Source organism: Dermatobacter hominis (assembly GCF_020715685.1).
Taxonomy (GTDB): Bacteria; Actinomycetota; Acidimicrobiia; order Acidimicrobiales; family Microtrichaceae; genus Dermatobacter; species Dermatobacter hominis.
The window spans coordinates 2,830,587-2,851,095 of sequence record NZ_CP085840.1 but is presented as its reverse complement, the minus strand read 5'-3'; the positions used below and the strand labels follow the sequence as shown (position 1 = coordinate 2,851,095).

Below are 20,509 nucleotides of genomic sequence, written 5' to 3'. Positions count from 1 at the left end.
CCGCAGGACCGTCGACCGACAGCACGAGGCCAGCCGCACACCAGGAGGAGAGCCAGATGGGCTCCATCACGCAACTCACCGAATCGACCTTCGACGAGGAGATCGGCAGCGCGACCGAACCGGTGCTGGTCGACTTCTGGGCCGAGTGGTGCGGTCCCTGCAAGATGATCGCCCCGATCCTGGAAGAGGTCGCGCAGGAGCACGACGGCAAGGTGCGCATCGCCAAGGTCAACGTGGACGACAACCCGAACCTCGCGTTGAAGTTCAATGTGATGAGCATCCCCACGATGATCGTCTTCAAAGATGGGGTTGAGGACCAGCGCCTCGTCGGCGCCCGCGGCAAGCCCCAGCTGCTCGAAGACCTCAACGCCTACATCTGAGGCCGCACGCGGTGCGGTCCGGCGCCGCCACGGTGCGGGCGCGCCGGGCCGGGCCGTCAACCCGGGGCACTAGCATCGCTCCGTCCGAGCCGAACGGCCGGACGTGACCCCGGGAGCCACCATCACCCTCTCCGCACTCCCCCTGCGACCCGGCGCCTCCGGCCCGGCCGTCGCCGACCTCCAGCGACGGCTGGCGGCGTCGGGCCACGAACCCGGCGATCCGGTCGGGGAGTTCGGTGACGGCACGGCCCGCGCCGTCGAGGGGTTCCAGCAGCAGGCCGGGCTCCGCAGCGACGGGGTCTGCGACGCCTCGACCTGGGCGGCGCTCGTCGAGTCGGAGTTCCGGCTCGGCGATCGGCTCGTGTGCCTGCGCTCCCCGATGATGCGCGGCAACGACGTGGCCGAGCTCCAGCTCCGCCTCGGGGCCCTCGGCTTCGACGCCGGGCGCGTCGACGGCATCTTCGGTCCGGCGACCCGCGCCGCGGTCGGCGACTTCCAGCGCAACGCCGGCCTGATCACCGACGAGGTGTGCGGTCCCGACACCGTCGAGGCGCTCATGCGGCTCGAGGGCCGGGGTGGCCGGGCCACGGTGACCGCCGTCCGCGAACGAGATCGCCTCCGCCGCTCGCTGCGCCAGCTCAAGGCCCTCCGGGTGGCGGTGGGCGCCGACGAGTCGCTGCACCCGATCGCCGTGCGGCTGGCTGCCTCGCTCCAGGACGTCGGCGTGGCCACCGTGCTGCTCGAGGGCGAGTGGTCCGACCAGGCGGCGGGCGCCAACGAGTTCGACGCCGACGTCTACCTCGGCCTCACCCTGGCCGAGGGCACCGTCGTCGAGGCCAGCTACTTCGAGGTCACCGGCTTCGCCTCGGCCGGAGGGCGTCACCTCGCCGAGCTGGTGGTCAAGGAGCTCCCGGCGACCCCCGGGTGGGACATCGGTGCGGTGACCGGGATGCGCCTGCCCATCCTCCGCGAGACGCGGGCGACGGCGGTCCTGGTGCAGCTCGGCGACCGTGCGGCCGTGCACGAGAGCCGCGACCTGGTGATCGCATCGCTGCAGCGTGCGCTCGAGGCGTGGGCGACCGACCCCGCTCCCGAGCTGCCGGAGCACGCCGCAGGAGCGGCGCCGGCCGCCGGTGAGCGTCGCGCCGGCCCGATCCCACCCGCGTGACCGCCTCGACCTCGACCGGCGGCTGAGGTCGACCCCTCCTTCGAGAACCTGCACCTCAGGTTGCCCTTTCCCCAGACTTGTGCCCAGGCTGTGGACAACGTGCTCGACCTGTGGTGGAGGGTGGTCGAGGGGATCAGCCCTTCACCCAGCGGCACGACCAGATCGGCCCCGAGGGCCGGACGGGATCGACCGCGCGCCTGTCGGGACGCTCAGCCGATGATGCGGCGGTAGATGCGCTCGAGGTCCTCGAGGTTCGCGAACTCGACCAGCACCTTCCCGCGCTTGGCGGTCATCGTGATCGACACCCTCGTGTCGAGGTGGTCGGCGAGCAGCTCTTCGAGCTCCAGCAGCCCGGGCGGTCGCAGCGGTGCCGGACTCGGACCGGGCGAGCCGCCGGCCGGTCCCGACCCGTCGTCGGCGGTGTCGACGTCGGGTTCGGCGTCGAGACCGGCCTCGAGCTCGAGCCGCTCGCGCACCAGCTGCTCGACGTCGCGGACGCTCAGCGCCTCGGCGACGGTCCGCTTTGCCAGCGCTTCCTGGTAGGCGCGGTCCGGGTGGCCGAGCAGCGCCTTCGCGTGACCGGCGCTGATCAGCTGCTCGCCGACCAGCCGCTGGACCCCGGGAGGGAGCTGGAACAGCCGCAGCAGGTTGGTGACGGCCGACCGGCTCCGCCCGACGCGCTGGGCGACCTGCTCCTGGGTGTACGAGAAGTCCTCGATCAGCTGCTGGTAGGCCGCGGCCTCCTCGAGCGGGTTGAGGTCCTGCCGGTGCAGGTTCTCGACCAGGGCCTGCTCGAGCGACGACACGTCGTCGGCGGTCCGCACGACCACCGGGACGGATCGGAGCCCGGCGCGCTTCGCCGCCCGCAGGCGGCGCTCCCCCGCGATCAGCTCGTAGCCGTCGTCGAGTTCGCGGACCAGGACCGGCTGCAGGACGCCCAGCTCCTTGATGCTGTCGGACAGCCCTTCGAGCGACTCCTCGTCGAAGGACCGGCGCGGCTGCATCGGGTTCGGCCGGATCGACTCGACCGGCACCTCGGTCAGGCCGGCGGAGGTCACCGTGTCGGTGTCCTCCCCGGCTCCGGCCGGGATCAGCGACGTCAGGCCCCGTCCGAGGCCTCCCTTACGAGCCACCGCTGACCTCCCGCGCCAGCTCCCGGTAGGCGACCGCCCCTCTGGAGCTCGGATCGAACGTGGTGATGGGTTGGCCGAAGGACGGTGCCTCCGACAACCGGATGTTGCGCGGGATCATGTTCCGACACACCTTCGGTCCGAAGTGGGCGCGAACCTCGGTCACGACCTGCTCCGCCAGCCGCGTCCGGCTGTCGTACATCACGAGCACGATCCCACTGATCTCGAGCTCGGGGTTCAGGTTCGTCCGCACCAGGTCGACGTTCCGCGTCAGCTGGGCGAGGCCCTCCAGCGCGTAGTACTCGCACTGGATCGGGACCATCACCTCGGTCGCGGCGACCAGTCCGTTCACCGTCAACAGCCCGAGCGAGGGCGGGCAGTCGATCAGGATGAAGTCGTAGTCGTCGATGATCTCCGCGATCGCCCGCTTCAGCCGGCCCTCCCGGCTGAAGGCGGGGACGAGCTCGATCTCGGCGCCGGCCAGGTCCAGGCTGGCGGGTGCGACGAAGAGGTTGCGCACCTCGGTCGGCTCGATGCAGTCCTCGAGCGGGACGTCGTGCAGCAGCACGTCGTACATCGTGTGGTCGAGGGTCCGGTAGTTGATGCCGAGGCCGGTGGTCGCGTTCCCCTGGGGGTCCAGGTCGATCACGAGCGTGCGATGGTCCAGCTCGGCCAGCGCGGCACCCATGTTCACGGTCGTGGTGGTCTTGCCCACGCCACCCTTCTGGTTGGCGATGGCGATCACCCTCGGGAGCGGCCGCCCCGAGACGCCCGACGGACCTGAGGCGACCTCGGGCGAGCCGGCCTCGCTCAGGTCCGGGACTCGCTGCGTGCCCGGCTCCGCGCCGTCGCCGGAGGGCCGATCGCTCGGGGCGTCCACCGCCGCCGCCGGTGACACGGAGTCGGACAGGTCGACGATGGGCCCGGTGGCCGGCTCGTCGCCGCCGGCGACCGAACGGTCGCCAGGACCGTCCGCCGGCTCCTCGACTCCTTCGGCCCCGGGGACGACGGTGGGCCCGGTGACGCCGATCGGATCACCGTCCGACGGCTCCTGCGCGCCCAGCGCGACAGACCCGTCGTTCGCACCCGTGTCGGGTGGAAGGTCAGACATCCAAGCTCCCAGTGAGGGTTTCTCGTCCGCAGGCTCCGGACCTGCAGGACGCACCCCGCGAGCGCAGGGTCCACCCGGGTCGACGATGCACCGCCGGCGCGGTGCGGCCCCATCCTCCCCGCCCGGAGGAGCCGGGGTCAAGCACCCTCGGGCAGTGGCCGCCTCTGCCGTGCGTTCCAGTGGAACCTCAACGGGGCCGGGATCGCCGCCTCGCCGGATCTGGGTCGGTCGTTCCACGTGGAACCCTCGATGGCGGTCGGCAGGCCTCGGCCCGTCGTTCCACGTGGAACTTCCCAGCGGACAGCGGGCCGGAGCGGAGATGAGAGAGCCCGGCGCAGAGTAGAGAGAGAGCGGAGAGAGGAGAGAACGCAGGAGAGTGAGCAGGGAGGGAGAACCCGGGAGAAGGAGAGGAACGCGAAGGCGGGCTGGGGAGTCGCGGGAGCGACCCGGCTGATCAGCAGGGCGGGCGGGCGCCCAGCTGGAGGGAGGGAGGGAGCTCGCTAGAACAACGGGCGCCGGGCGGGCAGCCCGACCCGGCGGGGGAGCCGGTCCGGGCAGCCTGCGACCACCTCGAGCGCGCGCACCGTGGCGCCGACGCCCTCCCAGGTCGCGCCCGGTCGGAGCCCGATCTCTGCGAGTGGACCGGCAGGCCAGCGGTCCGGATCACCGCCGGGCGGCTCGCTGACCAGGAGCACGGAGCCCGGCCCTGCGAGGAAGCCGACCGCGCACTCCGCCGTCACGGCGGGGGGACCGAACGACCGGGCGGTCACGACGTCGAAGCGACCGCGGAGGTCCGGCTCGTGGGCGAGCTCCTCCGCCCGGCCCCGGACGACGGACGCCCGATCCGCGATGCCGAGCTCACCGACCGCCCACTCGAGGAACTCGGTGCGGCGCTGGGCGGCGTCGAGCAGCACGACCCGGAGATCGTCGCGCTCGGCGGCGAGGGCCAGTCCGGGGACCCCACCGCCGGAACCGAGGTCGAGCAGCTGGGCGGCCTCGACTGCGGGCCCGGCCGGCCGACGGCCAGGGAGCGCGGTCAGGAACGCGTCCGCGTTCCGCACGTGGACCTCGATCTCGCCCGGGCCGAGGAAGCCGAGCTCGCGCGAGCGCAGGAGCACGTCCCGGAGCGCGCCGGCCGGCACGGTCTCACCCGGACCCGGACGCGGGACGGGCACCCTCGAGGGGTGCCCGTCATCGCGTCCTGCGGCGTGAACCTCGTCCGCCATGGGAGCTGCTCCCCGCCGGCTCAGGCCGGCTTGAGCACCACCCGGCGCCGGGGGTCCTCGCCGATCGACGTCGACTCCACGCCCTCGATCTCGGCGACGGTGTCGTGGACGACCTTGCGGTCGGGGCTCGACATGACCTCGAAGGCGAGCTCGACGCCGTCGTCCTTCACCTGCTGCGCCGCCTCGGTGACGAACGCAGCCAGCTTGGTGCGTCGCAGCTCGCGCACTCCGGAGACGTCCAGCACGACCTTGGCGTGCTCGCGCCCGTCGGCGTGGCGCTGGAGCACGTTGCGGGCGATCTCCTGGATCGCCTCCAGCGTGCCGAGGTTCGGGCCGATGAACAGGCCGACCTCGCTGCCCTCGATCGAGGCTCGGAGCACGTCACCTTCGATGGTGGCCGTGCTCGTGACCTCGAGACCGAAGGCCTGGCCCAGTCCGTCGAGGAAGGTGGTGACCGCCTCGCACTGCGCTGCCTCGTCCATGACCTCACGCTCCTTCTGCGGCGCCGCGCTGCGGTTCCGCTCCCTGCCGCCGCCACCGCTGGTCGGGGCTGCGTCCTTGTCGGCACCGGCGTCGGTGCGTTCCTCGGCGTCCGCGCGGTTCCGGCCGTCGTCGGCCTTCCCGCGTCCGTCGCCCTGGCCGTTCCGGCCGCCGCTGCGGTTGCGCTGCCGCGACCGGCCGCCCTGGCCGCCGCTGCCGCTCTCGTCCCTGGTCTCCTCGGCACCGCCCGACCGTCCGCCGGACCGCGAGCGCTTGCGGCGCTCGGGCTTCGGCCGCGGCGCACGCGGCACGACCCGGGCTCGCACCCTGCCGACGCCGCGGGTGCGACCGAACAGCCCCGAACGGGGCTCCTCGATCACCTCGAACTCTGCGTCCTGCTCGTCGACGCCAAGGCGATCCAGGGCGGCCTCCTTGGCCTCCTCGACGGTCTTGCCGGTTGTCTCGACCCACTCCACGGTGGCACTCACTCCTTCTCGTCGCCGTCGCCGGCTCGTCCGTTGCCGCTGTCCGTGCCCGTTCCGCTCCGGCCGCGCGGCTGGCCGGAGCGGCGCGGGTTCACCGTCCGCTTGCCGCCGGAGCCCGAGCGCTTGCCCGTCACGCCGGAGGCCGAGGCGTTCTCCCTGGCCTTCTGGCTCCTCACCGAACTGCCCTCGCGGCGCGAGGCGTCGTCGTCGGCCTTGCCGTTGCCGTTGGCGCGCTTCGCGCCGGCGCCCTTGCCGATCGCCGCGGTGCCCTTGCCGCCCGCCCCCTTGCCGGAGCTCTTCGCGGATCCGCCCTTCCCGACGCCCGAGGACCCGTCGTCCTCGTCCGCGCCGCCCTTGCCCTTCCCGACCTTCTCCTTGGCGGTGGTCTCGATCGGGGCCTTCTCGTGCTCCTTCCGGTACACGCTGCGCGTGATGTACGCGTTGGTCCCGATCCGGCAGAGGTTCTGGGTCGCCCAGTAGAGCGCCAGGCCCGACGGGAACCCGAAGGAGAACACGGGGAGGAAGAACGGCATGATCCGCATCAGCATCTGCTGCTGCGGGTTGACCGCCGTGTTGGTGTTCCGGGCCTGCAGCTGGCGGTTCTGGTACACGCCGGTCACCAGGATGACGAGGAGCAGCAGCAGGTAGGGCACGGCGATCAGCAACCCGAGCTTCAGGGCCTGGGCGGCGGAGACCGCGAGGTCCATCCCGAAGAAGTTCATCGTGTTGGTGCTCGACAGCGACTGGTAGAGGTCCGACGAGTGGTTCAGGTGCTCGGGCCGGAAGTACTGGTCGGTGAAGATCCAGGGCGTGAGCTCGACGCCCTGCTGGACCTGTCCGGCGATGTGGCCGATGCCCGAGCCCATACCGCCCTGACGGGTCGTGAGGCCCCGGAGCAGCTGGTACATGATGATGAAGACCGGCATCTGCGCCAGCAGCGGAAGGCAGCCGCCGAGCGGGTTGATCTTGTTCTCCCGGTAGAACTTCATCAGCTCGGCGTTGAGCTGCTCGCGGTCGTCCTTGTACTTGGCCTGCAGCCGCTTCATCTCGGGCTGGAGCCGCTGCATCTGGAGCATCGACCGCGTGCTCTTCACGGTCAGCGGCGTGATCAGCACCATCACCAGGACGGTGAGGAGCATGATCGAGATCCCGTAATTGGGGATCAACGTGTAGAAGAAGTTGAGGACGCTGCCCAGCGCCTCGAAGAACTGCTCGAACATCAGCGTGCCTCCCTGGCCGGCACCGTCGTGCCCGGCCGCGTGGTGATGTGTACGCGCATGTACACCTTCATCGTTATCGCTCCTGCGGTCCTGCGTGCTCCACGCCGCTGACGTCCTCTGCCCCACGTCGGGGCTGGACCCCCACCGCCCCACGTCGGGGCGGGACAGGGTCGTAGCCGGACGTCCCCCACGGGTGGCACCGTCCGAGGCGGCGCACCGCCAGCCACGAACCGCGCACCGCGCCATGGGCCTCGAGCGCCTCGACCGCGTAGGTGGAGCAGCTCGGGACGTGGCGGCAGGGCGACGGACGACCGGCGGCGGCGTGCTGGTAGACGCGCACGACCCCGGTCAGGCCGCGGGCGGCGAGCGACGGGCGGTGGGCCACGGCGTCGCCGGTCACGGCCGTGCTCCGGCCCGGTCGAGGGCCGCGGCCAGCGAGCCCCGCAGCTCGGCGGTGGTGCGGCCACGGGCCGGCGGGTGGAGGATCACCAGGTACCACCCGCGACGGACGGGCCGCTCGGCGTCGAGCTCGGCAGCGGCGGCACGGATCTGGCGGCGGAGGCGGTTGCGCACGACGGCCGGGCCGACCTTGCGGCTGACGGCCATGGCGAGCCCGGCCGCATCGCCGTCGTCCTGGGGTCGGTCCGCGACGACCAGCGTGAGCGGGCCGGACCGGTGGCGCGGCGCAGGGGGCGCGAAGGCCCTGAACACCGCTCGACGCGTGATCCGTTCCAGCACCGCTGCGCTCCGACGCCGGGCGTGGGCACGATCGGCGCGATTCGGCTCAGGCCGACAGACGGGCGCGACCGCGGCGACGCCGGGCCTTGACGATCGCCCGACCGGCCCGCGTCGACATGCGGTGCCGGAAGCCGTGCTTGCGGGCACGGCGCCGTGTGTTGGGCTGGTATGTGCGCTTCACCTTGACTCCACGAAGTTCCTGGATCGACCGGGACGCCGGCGGCAGCGGACGGGGGCGCAGCCGTGGGCGGCGACGTCCGGCGGCCGGGGGACCGGTCGTCGGGGGACGTCCTCGGGGCACCGCGCGGGGCAGCCCGGTCGGGCGTCTGACCGGACCACGCTAGAACGTCGGGCCGTCCCGCGCCAACCACCCGACGGCGCTCCGTCTCCGTCACCGGGCGCCCACGGTCAGTGGTGAGACGCCGGTCACAAGCGAGGGTTGCGGTTCGATGACGGTCGTGGCTACGGTCCGTCGACGCACGCACCGCCCGCGGACGGTGCCGACGGCCCGGATCCCGGTGCCGACGGCCACGCCCGGGGCGGGCCGGACAGCGCACCGCCGCGCTCGACACCCCCACGTCCCAGGTGTCCACAGATGTGGACTCCCTGTGGACAACCGCACGACGGGACGCCCACCCACCCGGCGCCCGCACATACCAGGACGCACGGACGTCGACAGGAGAGGCCGCGTGAGCGCGGAGGGAACAACGGTCTGGGAACGCACGGCGGAGGTGCTGATCGAGCAGGTCAGCGACACCGTGTGGTCCTCGACCTTCCAGGACATCCAGGTCGATGCGCTGCACGACGACGTCCTCACCCTCGCCGTCCCCAGCCAGCTCGTGCGCCAGCGGATCGAGCAGCGCTACTTCTCGCTGCTCGAGGCCGCGCTCACCGACGCCGGGTACCCCGAGATCCGCCTCATCCTGGAGGTCGAGATCGACGATCGTCGCCCGGAGCCCGGCGACGCCCTGACGGTGGACCTCACCACCGCCGCCCGCCCGGAGCCGGCGCCCGCCGCGCCCGAGGACGAGGGCAGCCGCTCCTCCGGGCCGCGCCGCTACACGTTCGACTCGTTCGTCATCGGCCCCTCCAACCGCTTCGCGCACGCCGCGGCGCTCTCGGTCGCCGAGACGCCGGCCCGCAGCTACAACCCGCTGTTCGTGTACGGCGGCGCCGGGCTGGGCAAGACGCACCTGCTCCAGGCCATCGCCCAGTACGTCCGGGACAACTACCCGACCTACCAGGTCCGCTACATCTCGACCGAGACGCTGCTGAACGAGTTCGTCGACGCGATCCGCAAGAACGAGCAGCCCGACTTCAAGCGCCGCTACCGCGAGATCGACGTCCTGCTGGTCGACGACATCCAGTTCATGGAGGGCAAGGAGCAGCTCCAGGAGGAGTTCTTCCACACCTTCAACACGCTGTACGAGGCCCAGCGCCAGATCGTGCTGTCCTCGGACCGCCCGCCCGACAACATCGCCACCCTCGAGGACCGGCTCCGCAGCCGGTTCAAGATGGGCCTGATCACCGACATCCAGCCGCCCGACTTCGAGACGCGGCTGGCGATCCTCCGCAAGAAGAACGAGCAGTCGGCGACGTCGGTCCCGCCCGAGGTGCTCAGCTACATCGCCGAGCACATCACGTACAACATCCGCGAGCTCGAGGGCGCCCTGATCCGCGTGAGCGCGTACGCGGCGCTCAACCAGACCGAGCTGACGGTGGACCTCGCCTCGGACATCCTCGCCGACACGATCAGCTCGACGAAGCCCCGGCAGATCACACCGGCGCTGATCCTGGCCCAGACCGCCGAGCGCTTCGGGCTGGACGTCGAGCAGCTCCAGAGCCGGAGCCGCACCCGCAACCTCGTGCACGCCCGCCAGATCGCCATGTACGTGTGCCGCGAGCTGACCGACCTGTCGTACCCGCAGATCGGGCGCGAGTTCGGCGGCCGTGACCACACGACGGTGATCCACGCGTACGACAAGGTCGCGGCGCTCATGCAGGAGAAGCACGAGACCTACGAGGACGTCACCGCCCTCATCCAGTCGCTCCTCTCCGAGCGCTGAGGGTCCCTGCTCCCTCGTCGACCGCGGCCGACCGCGTCGCGCCGCCTCGACCGGGAGGTGGATCGCGACGGCCGGGGAGGGGGATCGCGACGCAGGGGGAGGGGGATCGCGACGGGGAGGGGAGCGGGATCGCGCTGTGGGCCGCGACCTCTCTACCGACCGTCGTGCACAGACGTGCGTGGAATTCCACGCGTGTCGCGGGGACAGCCCGGGAGACCTGTGCACGGCCCAACCCAGATGTCACAAGGGCTGCGCTAGGTTTCCCACAATCCACAGGCCCAACTACTACTCCCACTGGTTGGACAACGACGACGGCAACAGCAGTGGGGAAAGCGAGTCACGGTGAAGTTCCGCTGCGAGCGAGACGTCCTCGTCGATGCGTTGGGCACCGCCGGCCGGGCCGCCACCAGCCGGGCCGCGCTCCCGGTCCTGTCCGGGCTGCGCCTGTCGCTCGGGGGGGACCGCCTGCGCATCACCGGCAGCGACCTCGACCTGACGATCACGACCGAGCTGCAGGTCGCCGGGGGCGACGACGGCATCGCCGTGCTGCCGGCCAAGCTCGCCGTCGACATCGTCCGCAACCTCGAGCCCGGCGCGGTCGAGGTCGACACGTCGGGCGACCGCCCCAGCATCCGGGCCGGGCGCTCGGAGTTCTTCCTGAACGCCATCCCCGCCGACGAGTACCCGAACCCGCACGAGCCCGAGGGCGAGTCGGTCACGCTGCAGTCCGGGCACCTGGCCGAGGGCCTGCGCCAGGTCGTCGGCGCGGCCAGCTCGGACGAGTCCCGACCGATCCTCACCGGGGTGCTGCTCGCCGCCGAGGAGGGCGGCCTCCGGATGGTCTCGACCGACTCGTACCGGCTCGCCTACCGCGACCTCCCCGGCACGTCGCTGCTCGAGCAGGGCCAGCAGGTGCTGGTGCCGTCGCGCTCGCTGCAGGAGCTCACGCGGGCCCTCGGCGACGACGACGAGGTCACGCTGGTGCTGTCGGACCAGATGGTGAGCTTCAGCGTCGGCGACCTGCACCTGAGCACGCGGCTCATCAAGGGCGACTTCCCCGACTACCAGAAGCTGATCCCCACCGACATGCCGAACGCGCTGACGGTGGAGCGCCAGACCCTCCAGGACGCCATCCGCCGCGTCCGCCTGATGGCGCGGGAGAACAGCCCGATCCGCCTGACGATGGGTCCCGACGGGCTCGAGCTCCGGGCGATCACGCAGGACGTCGGCGAGGCCGTCGAGCAGATCGACGCCAAGTACGAGGGCGGCGAGCTCACCGTCGCCTTCAACCCCGAGTACCTCATGGACGGCCTCGAGGTCACGTCCGCCGACGAGGTCGTGCTCCAGACGCGCGACGCCCAGCGCCCGGCCGTGCTGCGCTCCACCGACAGCGACGACTTCCTGTACCTGCTCATGCCGGTGCGGGTGTCCTGAGCCCCGTCGCGCCGGCACGCCTGCCGCGCCCCCGGCCGGCGCCCTCGCGAACGACCGCGGTCCGACCGTGCAGCTGCACCACCTCTGGCTGAGCGAGTTCCGCTCGTACGCGGAGGCCGAGGTCGAGCTGCCCGGTGGGCTCACGGCGGTGCTGGGCCAGAACGGCCAGGGCAAGTCGAACCTCCTCGAGGCGGTCGGCTACCTCGCCACGCTGCGGTCGTTCCGCGGCGCGCCGTCCGAGGCACTGGTCCGCGTCGGCGCGGACCGGGCGGTCGTGCGTGGCGAGGTCACCACCGACGGCCGCGAGCACCTCGTCGAGGCCGAGATCGCCCGGACGGGTCGCAATCGCGTGCTGCTGGACAAGCAGCGCCTGGCCCGCCAGCGGGACCTCCTCGAGGCCGTGCGGGTGACGGTGTTCGCGCCCGACGACCTGGAGCTGGTCAAGGGCGGACCGGCGCTGCGGCGCGGCTTCCTCGACGACCTGCTGGTGTCGCTGCACCCGCGCCACGACGCGGTCCGCTCGGACTGGGAGCGCGCGCTCAAGCAACGCAACGCCCTGCTGAAGCAGATCCACGGCCGTCCCGACGAGTCCGCGCTCGTGACGCTCGAGGTGTGGGACCAGAAGCTGGCGGCCGCGGGCGACGAGCTCGCCCGGCTCCGGGACGGGTTGGCCGAGCGGCTCGCGCCGACCATCGCCCGCGCCTACCGCGACGTCGCCGACGACGAGCTCGACGTCGGGCTCCGCTACACCTCGGCGTGGCGCGGCCCCGACGGCACGGGCGGGCTGGCCGCCGCGCTGCTGGCGGCGCGCGACGACGAGCTGCGGCGGGGCCTCACCCTGGTCGGGCCGCACCGCGACGACCTGGAGCTGACGCTGCGCGGCCTGCCGGCCCGCACCCACGCCTCGCAGGGCGAGCAGCGCTCCCTGGCGCTGGCCATGCGCCTCGCGTCGCACCGGGCGCTGCTCGAGACCCACGGGAGCCCGCCGGTGCTGCTCCTCGACGACGTGTTCTCCGAGCTCGACCCGAACCGGAGCGCCGCGCTGCTCCGCTCGCTGCCAGAGGGCCAGACGCTGCTGTCGTCCGCCGCCGGCCTGCCCGAGGGCATCGCCGCGGACCTCGTGCTCCACGTGGCCGCCGGCGGTGTCTCGGCCGGCTGAGGCCGCCGTCGCGGTCGGCGTCCGGGCCGCTGGCTACCGTGGGCCCGTGGCCATCGAACCGCTGCCCCGGGACCGGGAGACGCTCCACGCCCTGTCATCCTCGCTGGGGCGCCTGCAACGGACCTTCGGCCTCGCCCGCCCCGACACGATCCGGACCCTGGCCGACGCCTGGCCGCAGCTGGTCGGCACCCGGCTCGCGACGGCGTGCCGACTCCACTCGCTCAGGGACGGCCGGCTGACCGTCGCCGTGGACGACCCGGCGGTCGCCGACTCGCTGCGCTGGCAGCGGTCCGACCTGGCCGCCGCGGCCAACGAGCTGTGCGGCTGCGACGTCGTCGAGCAGGTCGAGATCCGGGTCGATCCGAGGCCCTGAGGACCCGTCGGGCCGCCCCTCCCGCAGGGGACCGGTCCCCCCTCCCGGTGGCCGGGCCGGGGGGTGGGGGAGTGGTACCATGAGGGCGTTCGAACGGCACTCGTGAACACCGTTCTCCACAGGTCGTCCACAGCATCGGGGGTGTGGCTGCGGCGATGGCCCGGAGACCGTCCGCGGGCCCCGCGACGACCACCGATCCACCCCCGGAGGCCGGGCTTGTCATCAGAACCCACCACGTACGGCGCGGAGTCGATCCAGGTCCTGGAGGGCCTGGAGGCCGTGCGGAAGCGGCCCGGCATGTACATCGGGTCCACAGGCCCCGCCGGGCTCCACCACATGGTCTACGAGGTGGTCGACAACTCCGTCGACGAGGCCATGGCGGGCTACGCCACCTCGATCGAGGTGGCCCTCCTGCCCGACGGCGGCTGCGAGGTCCGCGACGACGGCCGCGGCATCCCGGTCGACACGTCGGTGCAGTACCCCGACATGTCGGCGGCCGAGGTGGTGCTCACCGTGCTGCACGCCGGCGGCAAGTTCGGCGGCGGCGCCTACAAGGTCTCCGGCGGTCTCCACGGCGTCGGCATCTCGGTCGTGAACGCCCTGTCCACCCGCGTCGAGGTCGAGATCGACCAGGACGGTCGGCGCCACGCCATGGCCTTCGCGGACGGCGGCGAGCTGGTCGAGAAGCTCCACGTCATCGGTGACGCCCCGGCCGGGCCCGACGGCCGGCCCCGCACCGGCACCACGGTCCGCTTCTGGCCGGACCCGTCGATCTTCGACGAGACGAACTTCCGCGCCGCCACGCTCACCGAGCGGTTCCAGATGATGGCGTTCCTCAACGCGGGGCTCCGCATCTCGTTCCGCGACGACCGTCCCGACCACACCACCGAGCCGGTCGTGTTCCACTACGAGGGCGGCATCCGCGACTTCGTCAGCCACGTGAACGCGGCCAAGGAGGCCCTGTTCAGCGACGTCGGCTACTACGCGCAGGGCGAGTCCGACGACGACGGCGCGATGGAGGTCGAGGTCGCGTTCCAGTGGAACACCGGCTACAACTCCGACGGCCTGCACAGCTTCGCCAACGGCATCTCGACCATCGAGGGCGGGATGCACGAGGAGGGCTTCAAGAAGTCCCTCACCAACACGGTGAACCGCTACGCCCGTGAGCACGGCCACATCAAGGAGAAGGACCCGAACCTCCAGGGCGAGGACATCCGCGAGGGCCTCACCGCGATCATCTCGGTGAAGCTGACGGACCCGCAGTTCGAGGGCCAGACCAAGGCCAAGCTGGGCAACGTCCCGATGCGCTCGCTCGTCGAGCGCGCCACCAACGAGAAGCTCTCCGAGTGGCTCGAGGAGCACCCCTCCGAGGCCAAGCGGATCCTGCAGAAGTCCGTCCAGGCCGCGCGGGCCCGCGAGGCCGCCCGCACCGCGCGCGACGCGACCCGCCGGAAGTCGGCGCTCGACGGCGCCGGCCTGCCCGGCAAGCTGGCGGACTGCTCGTCCAAGGACCCCCGCGAGTCCGAGCTCTACATCGTCGAGGGCAACTCGGCGGGCGGTTCGGCCAAGGACGCCCGCAACCCGGCCACGATGGCGATCCTCCCGATCCGGGGGAAGATCCTCAACGTCGAGCGCGCCCGCCTCGACAAGATGCTCAAGAACACCGAGGTGCAGGCGCTGGTCTCGGCGATCGGCGGCGGCGTCGGCGAGGAGTTCGACTACGACCGGATCCGCTACCACAAGGTCGTCCTCATGTGCGACGCCGACGTGGACGGCTCGCACATCCGGACGCTGCTGCTGACGTTCTTCTTCCGCCAGATGCGCCCGCTCATCGAGGGCGGCCACATCTACATCGCCCAGCCGCCGCTGTACTCGACCGAGGTCGGCCGCAACAAGATCTACCTGAAGGACGACGCCGCGAAGGCCGCGTTCCTCGCCGAGCACCCGAACCACAAGAACGAGTTCCAGCGGCTGAAGGGCCTCGGCGAGATGGACGCCGACGAGCTGTGGGCCACGACCATGGACCCCGCCCAGCGCACGCTGCTGCAGGTGTCGGTCGAGCAGGCCGTCATCGCCGACGAGGTGTTCTCGATCCTCATGGGCGACGACGTCGAGAGCCGCAAGCACTTCATCCAGACCAACGCGTCGGACGTCCGCTTCCTCGACATCTGAGGCACCGACCTCCGAGCCAGACCGACCTCTGAACCGGCATCCCCAAGGGACACATGAGCGACGACACACCACAGGACCCGCCGGAGCCCGAGGAGGGCACCGAGCAGGTCGAGCCCTCCGAGGACGCGGTGGCGGTCACGTTCGGCTCGATCGAGCCGATCGAGATCCAACAGGAGATGGAGCAGTCCTTCCTGGACTACGCCATGTCGGTCATCGTGTCGCGGGCCCTCCCCGACGCCCGCGACGGATTGAAGCCGGTGCACCGGCGGATCCTCTGGGCCATGCACGAGGCGGGCCTGCGGCCCGACCGCAACCACAAGAAGTGCGCCACCGTGGTCGGTGACGTGCTCGGCAAGTACCACCCGCACGGCGACCAGTCGGTGTACGACGCGCTCGTCCGCATGGGCCAGGACTTCTCGCTCCGGCACCCGCTGATCGACCCGCACGGCAACTTCGGCTCGCCGTCGGACCCGCCGGCCGCCTACCGCTACACCGAGTGCCGGCTCACCGCGCTCGCCATGCACATGCTGGCCGACATCGACGAGGACACCGTCGACTTCGTGCCGAACTTCGACGGCTCCACCGAGGAGCCCACGGTGCTGCCGAGCCGGTTCCCCAACCTCCTGGTCAACGGCAGCCAGGGCATCGCGGTGGGCATGGCCACCAACATCCCGCCCCACAACCTGGGCGAGGTGATCGACGCCACCGTCCACCTGCTCGAGCACCCCGAGGCCACGCCCGACGACCTGCTCGAGTTCGTCAAGGGCCCCGACTTCCCGACCGGCGCCCAGATCATGGGTCGCGCCGGCGTCGTCTCGGCCGCCCGCACCGGGCGCGGCTCGATCAAGATGCGCGCCCGCGCCGAGATCGAGGAGGGCCCGAAGGGCGACCGCATCGTCGTCACCGAGATCCCGTACCAGACCTCGGTCGAGTCGATCGAGGAGAAGATCGCCGAGCTGGTCAACGCCCGCGTGCTCGAGGGCATCCGCGAGCTCCGCAACGAGAGCTCGAAGGGCAGGCCCCGACTCGTCATCGAGCTCAAGCGCGATGCGCCGGCCAACGTGCTGCTGAACAACCTGTACAAGCACACGCCGCTGCAGACGAGCTTCGCCGTGAACTTCGTGGCGCTGGTTGACGGCGTGCCGCGCACGCTGAACCTGGCCGACGCGCTCCGGCACTACATCGAGCACCAGGTCGAGGTCATCACCCGCCGCTCGCGGTTCCGCCTCGCCAAGGCCGAGCGCCGGGCGCACATCGTCGAGGGCTTCCTGCGGGCGCTCGACCTCATCGACGAGATCATCGCCGCCATCAGGGCCTCCGAGGACCGCGCCGCGGCGATCTCGACGCTGCAGGGCGAGGGCTTCGCGTTCAGCGAGATCCAGGCGACCGAGATCGTCGACATGCGCCTGTCCACCCTCACCCGCCTCGGCCGCGAGCGCCTCGAGGAGGAGATGGCGCAGCTGCGGGCCACCATCGCCGAGCTGCAGGCCATCCTCAACGACGACGCCAGGCTGCGGGCGGTCATCAAGGACGAGATCACCGAGATCCGCGACGAGTTCGCGACCGATCGCCGGACGACGCTCGAGCACGACGACGGCGACCTCGAGATCGAGGACCTCATCGACGACGAAGAGGTCGTCGTGGTGATGACCGCACGGGGTTACATCAAGACGGTCGCGGCGGACGTGTTCCGCACCCAGGGCCGGGGCGGCAGGGGCGTGGCCGGGGCCAAGCTCAAGGACGAGGACTACATCACGGACCTCATCCACACGTCCGCGCACGCCTTCCTGCTGTTCTTCTCGAACCGCGGCAAGGTCTACCGGCTCAAGGCCCACCGCATCCCGATGCGCGACCGCACGGCCCAGGGGCTCGCGATCGTGAACCTCCTGCGGCTCCAGCCCGACGAGAAGATCCAGACGATCATCGACACGCGGGACTACGAGTCGCACCGGTACCTGTTCTTCGTGACCGCCAACGGCGTCGTGAAGAAGACGCTGTTCAACGCCTACGACAGCTCGCGCCAGGACGGCCTCATCGCCATCAACCTGCGCGACGGCGACGAGCTGGTCCGCGTGCTCGCCACCTCCGACGACGACGAGATCCTCATCGTGTCCGAGGCCGGCCAGGGCATCAGGTTCTCCGAGACCGACGTGCGCCCGATGGGCCGCACGGCCAGCGGCGTCCGGGGCATGCGGCTGCGCGAGGGCGACCGGGTCGTCGGCGCGGCACCGATCGCCGAGGGCCTGAAGCTCCTCACCATCACCGACGCCGGCTACGGAAAGCGGACCGAGGTCGACCAGTTCAACCTCCAGGGCCGGGGCGGCCAGGGGGTGCGCTCCCACAAGCTGCACGCGGACCGTGGTCGCGTCGTGACCGGGCTCCTCGTCGCGGATGACGACGACGTCTTCCTCATCAACGACTCCGGTGTGGTCATCCGCACCGGGGTCGACACGATCTCGGTGCAGGGCCGGGACGCGACCGGTGTCCGGGTGATGAACCTCGACGACGACACCCGGGTCGCGGCCGTGGCCCGGGTGCTGGGCGGTGAGGACGACGATGCCGACATCGACGAGGCCGAGGTGGTCGACGGCGCGGAGGGCGGCACGGTCGACCTGTCCGACGGGGAGGCGCCCCCCGCCGAGGGCTGAGCGCGGCTCGATCGCGCCGCTCGTCGCCGTCACCCTCGCAGTGGCGGCGGTGCTCGCACTGGGCGTCGTGAGGATCGGGGATGCGGCGGTCCGCCGCGCCCGCGCCGACGCGATCGCCGACATGGCGGCCCTGGCCGCGGTCACCGGTGGCGACGAGGGCGCCGAGGCGGTCACCGGGGCAGCGGGGGCCTCGATCCGGGCCATCCGCCGGGTCGGGAGCACGGTCGGCGTGCGCGTCGCCGCCGACGGCGCCACCGCCGAGGCGGCGGCTCGACCGGCCGGCGGGTGAGCGCGGGGCCCCCTGGCGGACGGCCGGGCACCCGGGCGGCTCACCGATGGGTCGGAGACCTCGGGATAGGCTCGCTCACGTGAGCAGCACCCGTCCGGCCGACACCGGGCCGACACCTGCGGTGCCCGGACCTGCTGAACGGGGCCAGTCCGCGTCGCGCTCGGCGGCCCGACGGCCGGTCTCGGGCTCCCGCGCCGCCGATCCTGGGTCCGGGACGCCGACGGCGACCGCCCCGGCGGCGACTGGTGCCACGCGCCGGTCCGAGCCGCCCAGCGGCCCGCCCGCCCGGCGCCGGGCGGTCGAGGTGGACGCCGACCCCACGCCCAACCGGGTGCTCGGCTACCGGCGCCAGCGCTTCGAGGCCCGCAAGGTGCGTCGCCTGGTGCGCCACATCGACCCGTGGTCGATGCTGAAGCTCGCCGTCCTGGTGTCGCTCTGCATGTGGCTGATCTCGATGATCGCCGCGGTCATCCTGTGGACGGTGGCCCGCAGCTCCGGGACCGTGAGCAGCCTCGAGAGCTTCGTGAACTCGTCGCTCCAGCTGCAGGACTGGAAGCTCGACGGCGAGTTCCTGTTCCGCCAGTTCGGCCTGATCTCGCTCCTGCTGCACCTCGGGTTGGCGGCCTCGATCGTCGTCGCGACGCTCGTCTTCAACCTGATCTCCGACATCATCGGCGGCGTGTGGGTGTCGGTGATCGAGGAGGAGTCGGCCCGCCCGATCGACGAGCCGGCACAGCCCTGAGCGCCCTGGTACGGGCTTCCCGTGCCGATCCGTCCTCGGGTACTGTGACCGACCGGCCCGATCGCTCGGCGACGAGCGGCCGGGCCTCGGAGTGCCGGGGCTATAGCTCAGTCGGTTAGAGCGCACCCCTGATAAGGGTGAGGTCGCTGGTTCGATTCCAGCTAGCCCCACCATCCCGGCCCCGTGTCGGAACCCGGACGCCGGGACCTGCGTCCGGGGGCCCGTCGGGCGGGCACCCCCCGCCCCCCACCCCCGAGGAGGCACCGTGCGCGGTCTGCGACGAGCGGCGGCGGCCGTGGCGCTGGGCGGCCTCATCGGCCTCGTCCTCCGCTTCCGTGGCTCCACGGAGACCCCACCGCAGCGCGGCGGGTGGCGGGAGCTGGTCGGGGACGACCTGCGGTGAGCGGCGCGACCTCGACGGGCGGACGTGCGCCCCGGGTGGCCGTCGTCGGCGGGGGGATCGTCGGCGCCCGTGCCGCGAGGGAGCTCCTCGGCCCCGGGGCCGACGGCGCCCCGACGACGTCGCACGTCTCGCTGTCGACCCGGCGGGCGGACCGGCGCGACCAGCTCCGCTCGACGTTCGGCGACGCGGCGGCCGTCCGACTCCAGGAGGGGCCGGTCGACGGTGCGGATCGCACGGGTCCGGCCGACGTCGTCCTGGTCTGCCGCGAGCCGCGCCAGCAGCTCGACGTCGTGCGCGCCGCGCTCGAGGCCGGCAGCCACGTGGTCGCGACCACCGACGACGCCGACGAGGTCGAGGCCGTGCTCCGGCTCCACCCCCTCGCCGTCGAGCGGCAGCGCACGGTCGTCGTCGGCGCGGCGATGTCACCCGGGCTCACCTGCCTGCTCGCTCGTCACGCCGCCGGCCTGCTCGACCGCGTGGACGAGGTCCACGTGGCCCGCGACGGCGCCGCCGGTCCGGCGTGCGCCCGCCAGCGCCTGAAGGCGCTGCGGGGGGCGGCCCAGGAGTGGCGCGACGGCACGTGGGTCCGGCGGGCCGGCTTCTCCGGCCGGGAGCTCTGCTGGTTCCCCGACCCGATCGGCGCCCGGGACTGCTACCGCGCCGACCTGGCCGAACCGCTCGTGCTCGTCGACGCCTTCCCGACCGCCACCCGGGTGTCGGCCCGCCTCGCGGCCTCGCCGCTCGACCGCATCTTCGCCCCGCTGCCCGTGCTCGTCGGGCCGCCGGTGGAGGGCGGGCCGGGCGCCGCCCGGGTCGAGCTGCGCGGCGTCCGCGACGGCCGCCGCGAGATCGTCGTGTACGGCGTCCTCGACCGCCCGGGCGTGGCCGCCGCCGCGACCGCCGCCGTCCTGGCGCTGCACGTCGCCACCGGTGCGCTCGAGCCCGGGAGCCACGGCGCGGCCGCGATCGCGGATCCGGTGCCGGTGCTGCGCGAGCTCGCCCGCCGCGGCGTGCGCAGCGCCACCTTCGGCGGGACCTGACCTCGCGGCGCTGCGCCGCCGGGATCGATCACTCCCGAGGACCACGAACGCAGTCGCTGACCGGAAGAATGTCGCGTTCGGTGTTCAGGTCGGCCCGGCGGATGCCGATACCGCCACAGAGAGTGAAAATCGACGTCTCGTCGGACTGGGGCACGGATTTCTTCGGATTTCTGCTCAAGTCCGGCGCGCCTGCGCGCCGATACCCCTCTGGCCGACCACGGCAGTGAGGAGCGATGCAGACATGG

At 72.2% G+C, this 20,509-nt stretch carries 20 protein-coding genes and 1 tRNA gene; 13 read left to right on the top strand and 8 right to left on the bottom strand.

Annotation, left to right across the window (positions count from 1 at the left end):
• The first annotated feature begins 56 nt into the window (after positions 1-56).
• A complete protein-coding gene (gene trxA, locus LH044_RS13515; protein ID WP_227756110.1) occupies positions 57-380 on the top strand; it encodes a thioredoxin in 324 nt (107 codons plus the stop codon).
• Positions 381-483: 103 nt separating this feature from the next.
• Positions 484-1,548 carry a peptidoglycan-binding protein gene (locus LH044_RS13510; RefSeq protein ID WP_227756109.1) on the top strand — a complete coding sequence of 355 codons (1,065 nt, stop codon included), beginning with the start codon at positions 484-486 and terminating at the stop codon, positions 1,546-1,548.
• Positions 1,549-1,757: 209 nt separating this feature from the next.
• On the opposite strand, the gene LH044_RS13505 is transcribed toward LH044_RS13510, so the two are convergent.
• The 8 genes from LH044_RS13505 to rpmH all read right to left on the bottom strand — a co-directional run bounded on the left by LH044_RS13505 (position 1,758) and on the right by rpmH (position 8,143).
• Positions 1,758-2,681, bottom strand: coding sequence for a ParB/RepB/Spo0J family partition protein (locus tag LH044_RS13505; protein ID WP_227756108.1), 924 nt, complete (start codon positions 2,679-2,681; stop codon positions 1,758-1,760).
• Positions 2,671-3,789, bottom strand: coding sequence for a ParA family protein (locus tag LH044_RS13500; protein ID WP_309568847.1), 1,119 nt, complete (start codon positions 3,787-3,789; stop codon positions 2,671-2,673). The genes LH044_RS13505 and LH044_RS13500 overlap by 11 nt, the downstream gene beginning before the upstream one ends.
• 500 nt (positions 3,790-4,289) lie before the next feature.
• Positions 4,290-4,964, bottom strand: a complete 675-nt coding sequence (locus tag LH044_RS13495; protein ID WP_227756107.1) for an RsmG family class I SAM-dependent methyltransferase — start codon at positions 4,962-4,964, stop codon at positions 4,290-4,292.
• 71 nt (positions 4,965-5,035) lie between these two features.
• On the bottom strand, positions 5,036-5,983 hold the full coding sequence (locus tag LH044_RS13490) for a Jag family protein (protein WP_227756106.1): 948 nt from the start codon (positions 5,981-5,983) through the stop codon (positions 5,036-5,038).
• Positions 5,980-7,200 carry a YidC/Oxa1 family membrane protein insertase gene (locus tag LH044_RS13485; RefSeq protein WP_227756105.1) on the bottom strand — a complete coding sequence of 407 codons (1,221 nt, stop codon included), beginning with the start codon at positions 7,198-7,200 and terminating at the stop codon, positions 5,980-5,982. Before LH044_RS13485 ends, LH044_RS13490 begins: the two co-directional genes overlap by 4 nt.
• A gap of 73 nt (positions 7,201-7,273) precedes the next feature.
• Positions 7,274-7,600: a membrane protein insertion efficiency factor YidD gene (gene yidD / locus LH044_RS13480; RefSeq protein WP_227756104.1), complete on the bottom strand. Its 327-nt coding sequence runs from the start codon at positions 7,598-7,600 to the stop codon at positions 7,274-7,276.
• Positions 7,597-7,938, bottom strand: coding sequence for a ribonuclease P protein component (locus tag LH044_RS13475; RefSeq protein ID WP_227756103.1), 342 nt, complete (start codon positions 7,936-7,938; stop codon positions 7,597-7,599). The genes yidD and LH044_RS13475 overlap by 4 nt, the downstream gene beginning before the upstream one ends.
• A gap of 46 nt (positions 7,939-7,984) precedes the next feature.
• Positions 7,985-8,143: a 50S ribosomal protein L34 gene (rpmH, locus tag LH044_RS13470; RefSeq protein ID WP_374210625.1), complete on the bottom strand. Its 159-nt coding sequence runs from the start codon at positions 8,141-8,143 to the stop codon at positions 7,985-7,987.
• 484 nt (positions 8,144-8,627) lie between these two features.
• Between rpmH and dnaA the strand changes: the two genes are divergently transcribed.
• The 11 genes from dnaA (at position 8,628) to LH044_RS13415 (ending at position 20,264) form a co-directional block, all read left to right on the top strand.
• Positions 8,628-10,004: a chromosomal replication initiator protein DnaA gene (gene dnaA / locus LH044_RS13465; RefSeq protein WP_227756101.1), complete on the top strand. Its 1,377-nt coding sequence runs from the start codon at positions 8,628-8,630 to the stop codon at positions 10,002-10,004.
• 342 nt (positions 10,005-10,346) lie between these two features.
• Positions 10,347-11,438, top strand: a complete 1,092-nt coding sequence (gene dnaN / locus LH044_RS13460; protein ID WP_227756100.1) for a DNA polymerase III subunit beta — start codon at positions 10,347-10,349, stop codon at positions 11,436-11,438.
• Positions 11,439-11,505: 67 nt separating this feature from the next.
• Positions 11,506-12,597, top strand: coding sequence for a DNA replication/repair protein RecF (gene recF / locus LH044_RS13455; RefSeq protein WP_227756099.1), 1,092 nt, complete (start codon positions 11,506-11,508; stop codon positions 12,595-12,597).
• Between the two features lie 46 nt (positions 12,598-12,643).
• Entirely contained in the window at positions 12,644-12,970 is a 327-nt protein-coding gene (locus LH044_RS13450; RefSeq protein ID WP_227756098.1) for a DciA family protein, read from the top strand.
• A 216-nt stretch (positions 12,971-13,186) separates the two neighbouring features.
• Positions 13,187-15,142 (top strand): DNA topoisomerase (ATP-hydrolyzing) subunit B, encoded by a 1,956-nt coding sequence (gene gyrB, locus LH044_RS13445; RefSeq protein WP_227756097.1) that lies wholly within the window; start codon positions 13,187-13,189, stop codon positions 15,140-15,142.
• A gap of 53 nt (positions 15,143-15,195) precedes the next feature.
• A complete protein-coding gene (gene gyrA, locus LH044_RS13440; protein ID WP_227756096.1) occupies positions 15,196-17,790 on the top strand; it encodes a DNA gyrase subunit A in 2,595 nt (864 codons plus the stop codon).
• 67 nt (positions 17,791-17,857) lie between these two features.
• Positions 17,858-18,079, top strand: a complete 222-nt coding sequence (locus LH044_RS13435; RefSeq protein ID WP_227756095.1) for a hypothetical protein — start codon at positions 17,858-17,860, stop codon at positions 18,077-18,079.
• A 79-nt stretch (positions 18,080-18,158) separates the two neighbouring features.
• The gene (locus LH044_RS13430) at positions 18,159-18,821 is read left to right on the top strand and encodes a DUF3566 domain-containing protein (RefSeq protein WP_227756094.1); all 663 of its coding nucleotides are present in this window, start codon (positions 18,159-18,161) and stop codon (positions 18,819-18,821) included.
• 96 nt (positions 18,822-18,917) lie between these two features.
• Positions 18,918-18,994: transfer RNA gene (locus LH044_RS13425), tRNA-Ile, on the top strand.
• Between the two features lie 92 nt (positions 18,995-19,086).
• A complete protein-coding gene (locus LH044_RS13420; protein WP_227756093.1) occupies positions 19,087-19,224 on the top strand; it encodes a hypothetical protein in 138 nt (45 codons plus the stop codon).
• Positions 19,221-20,264: a saccharopine dehydrogenase family protein gene (locus LH044_RS13415; RefSeq protein ID WP_227756092.1), complete on the top strand. Its 1,044-nt coding sequence runs from the start codon at positions 19,221-19,223 to the stop codon at positions 20,262-20,264. The genes LH044_RS13420 and LH044_RS13415 overlap by 4 nt, the downstream gene beginning before the upstream one ends.
• Positions 20,265-20,509 lie beyond the last annotated feature (245 nt).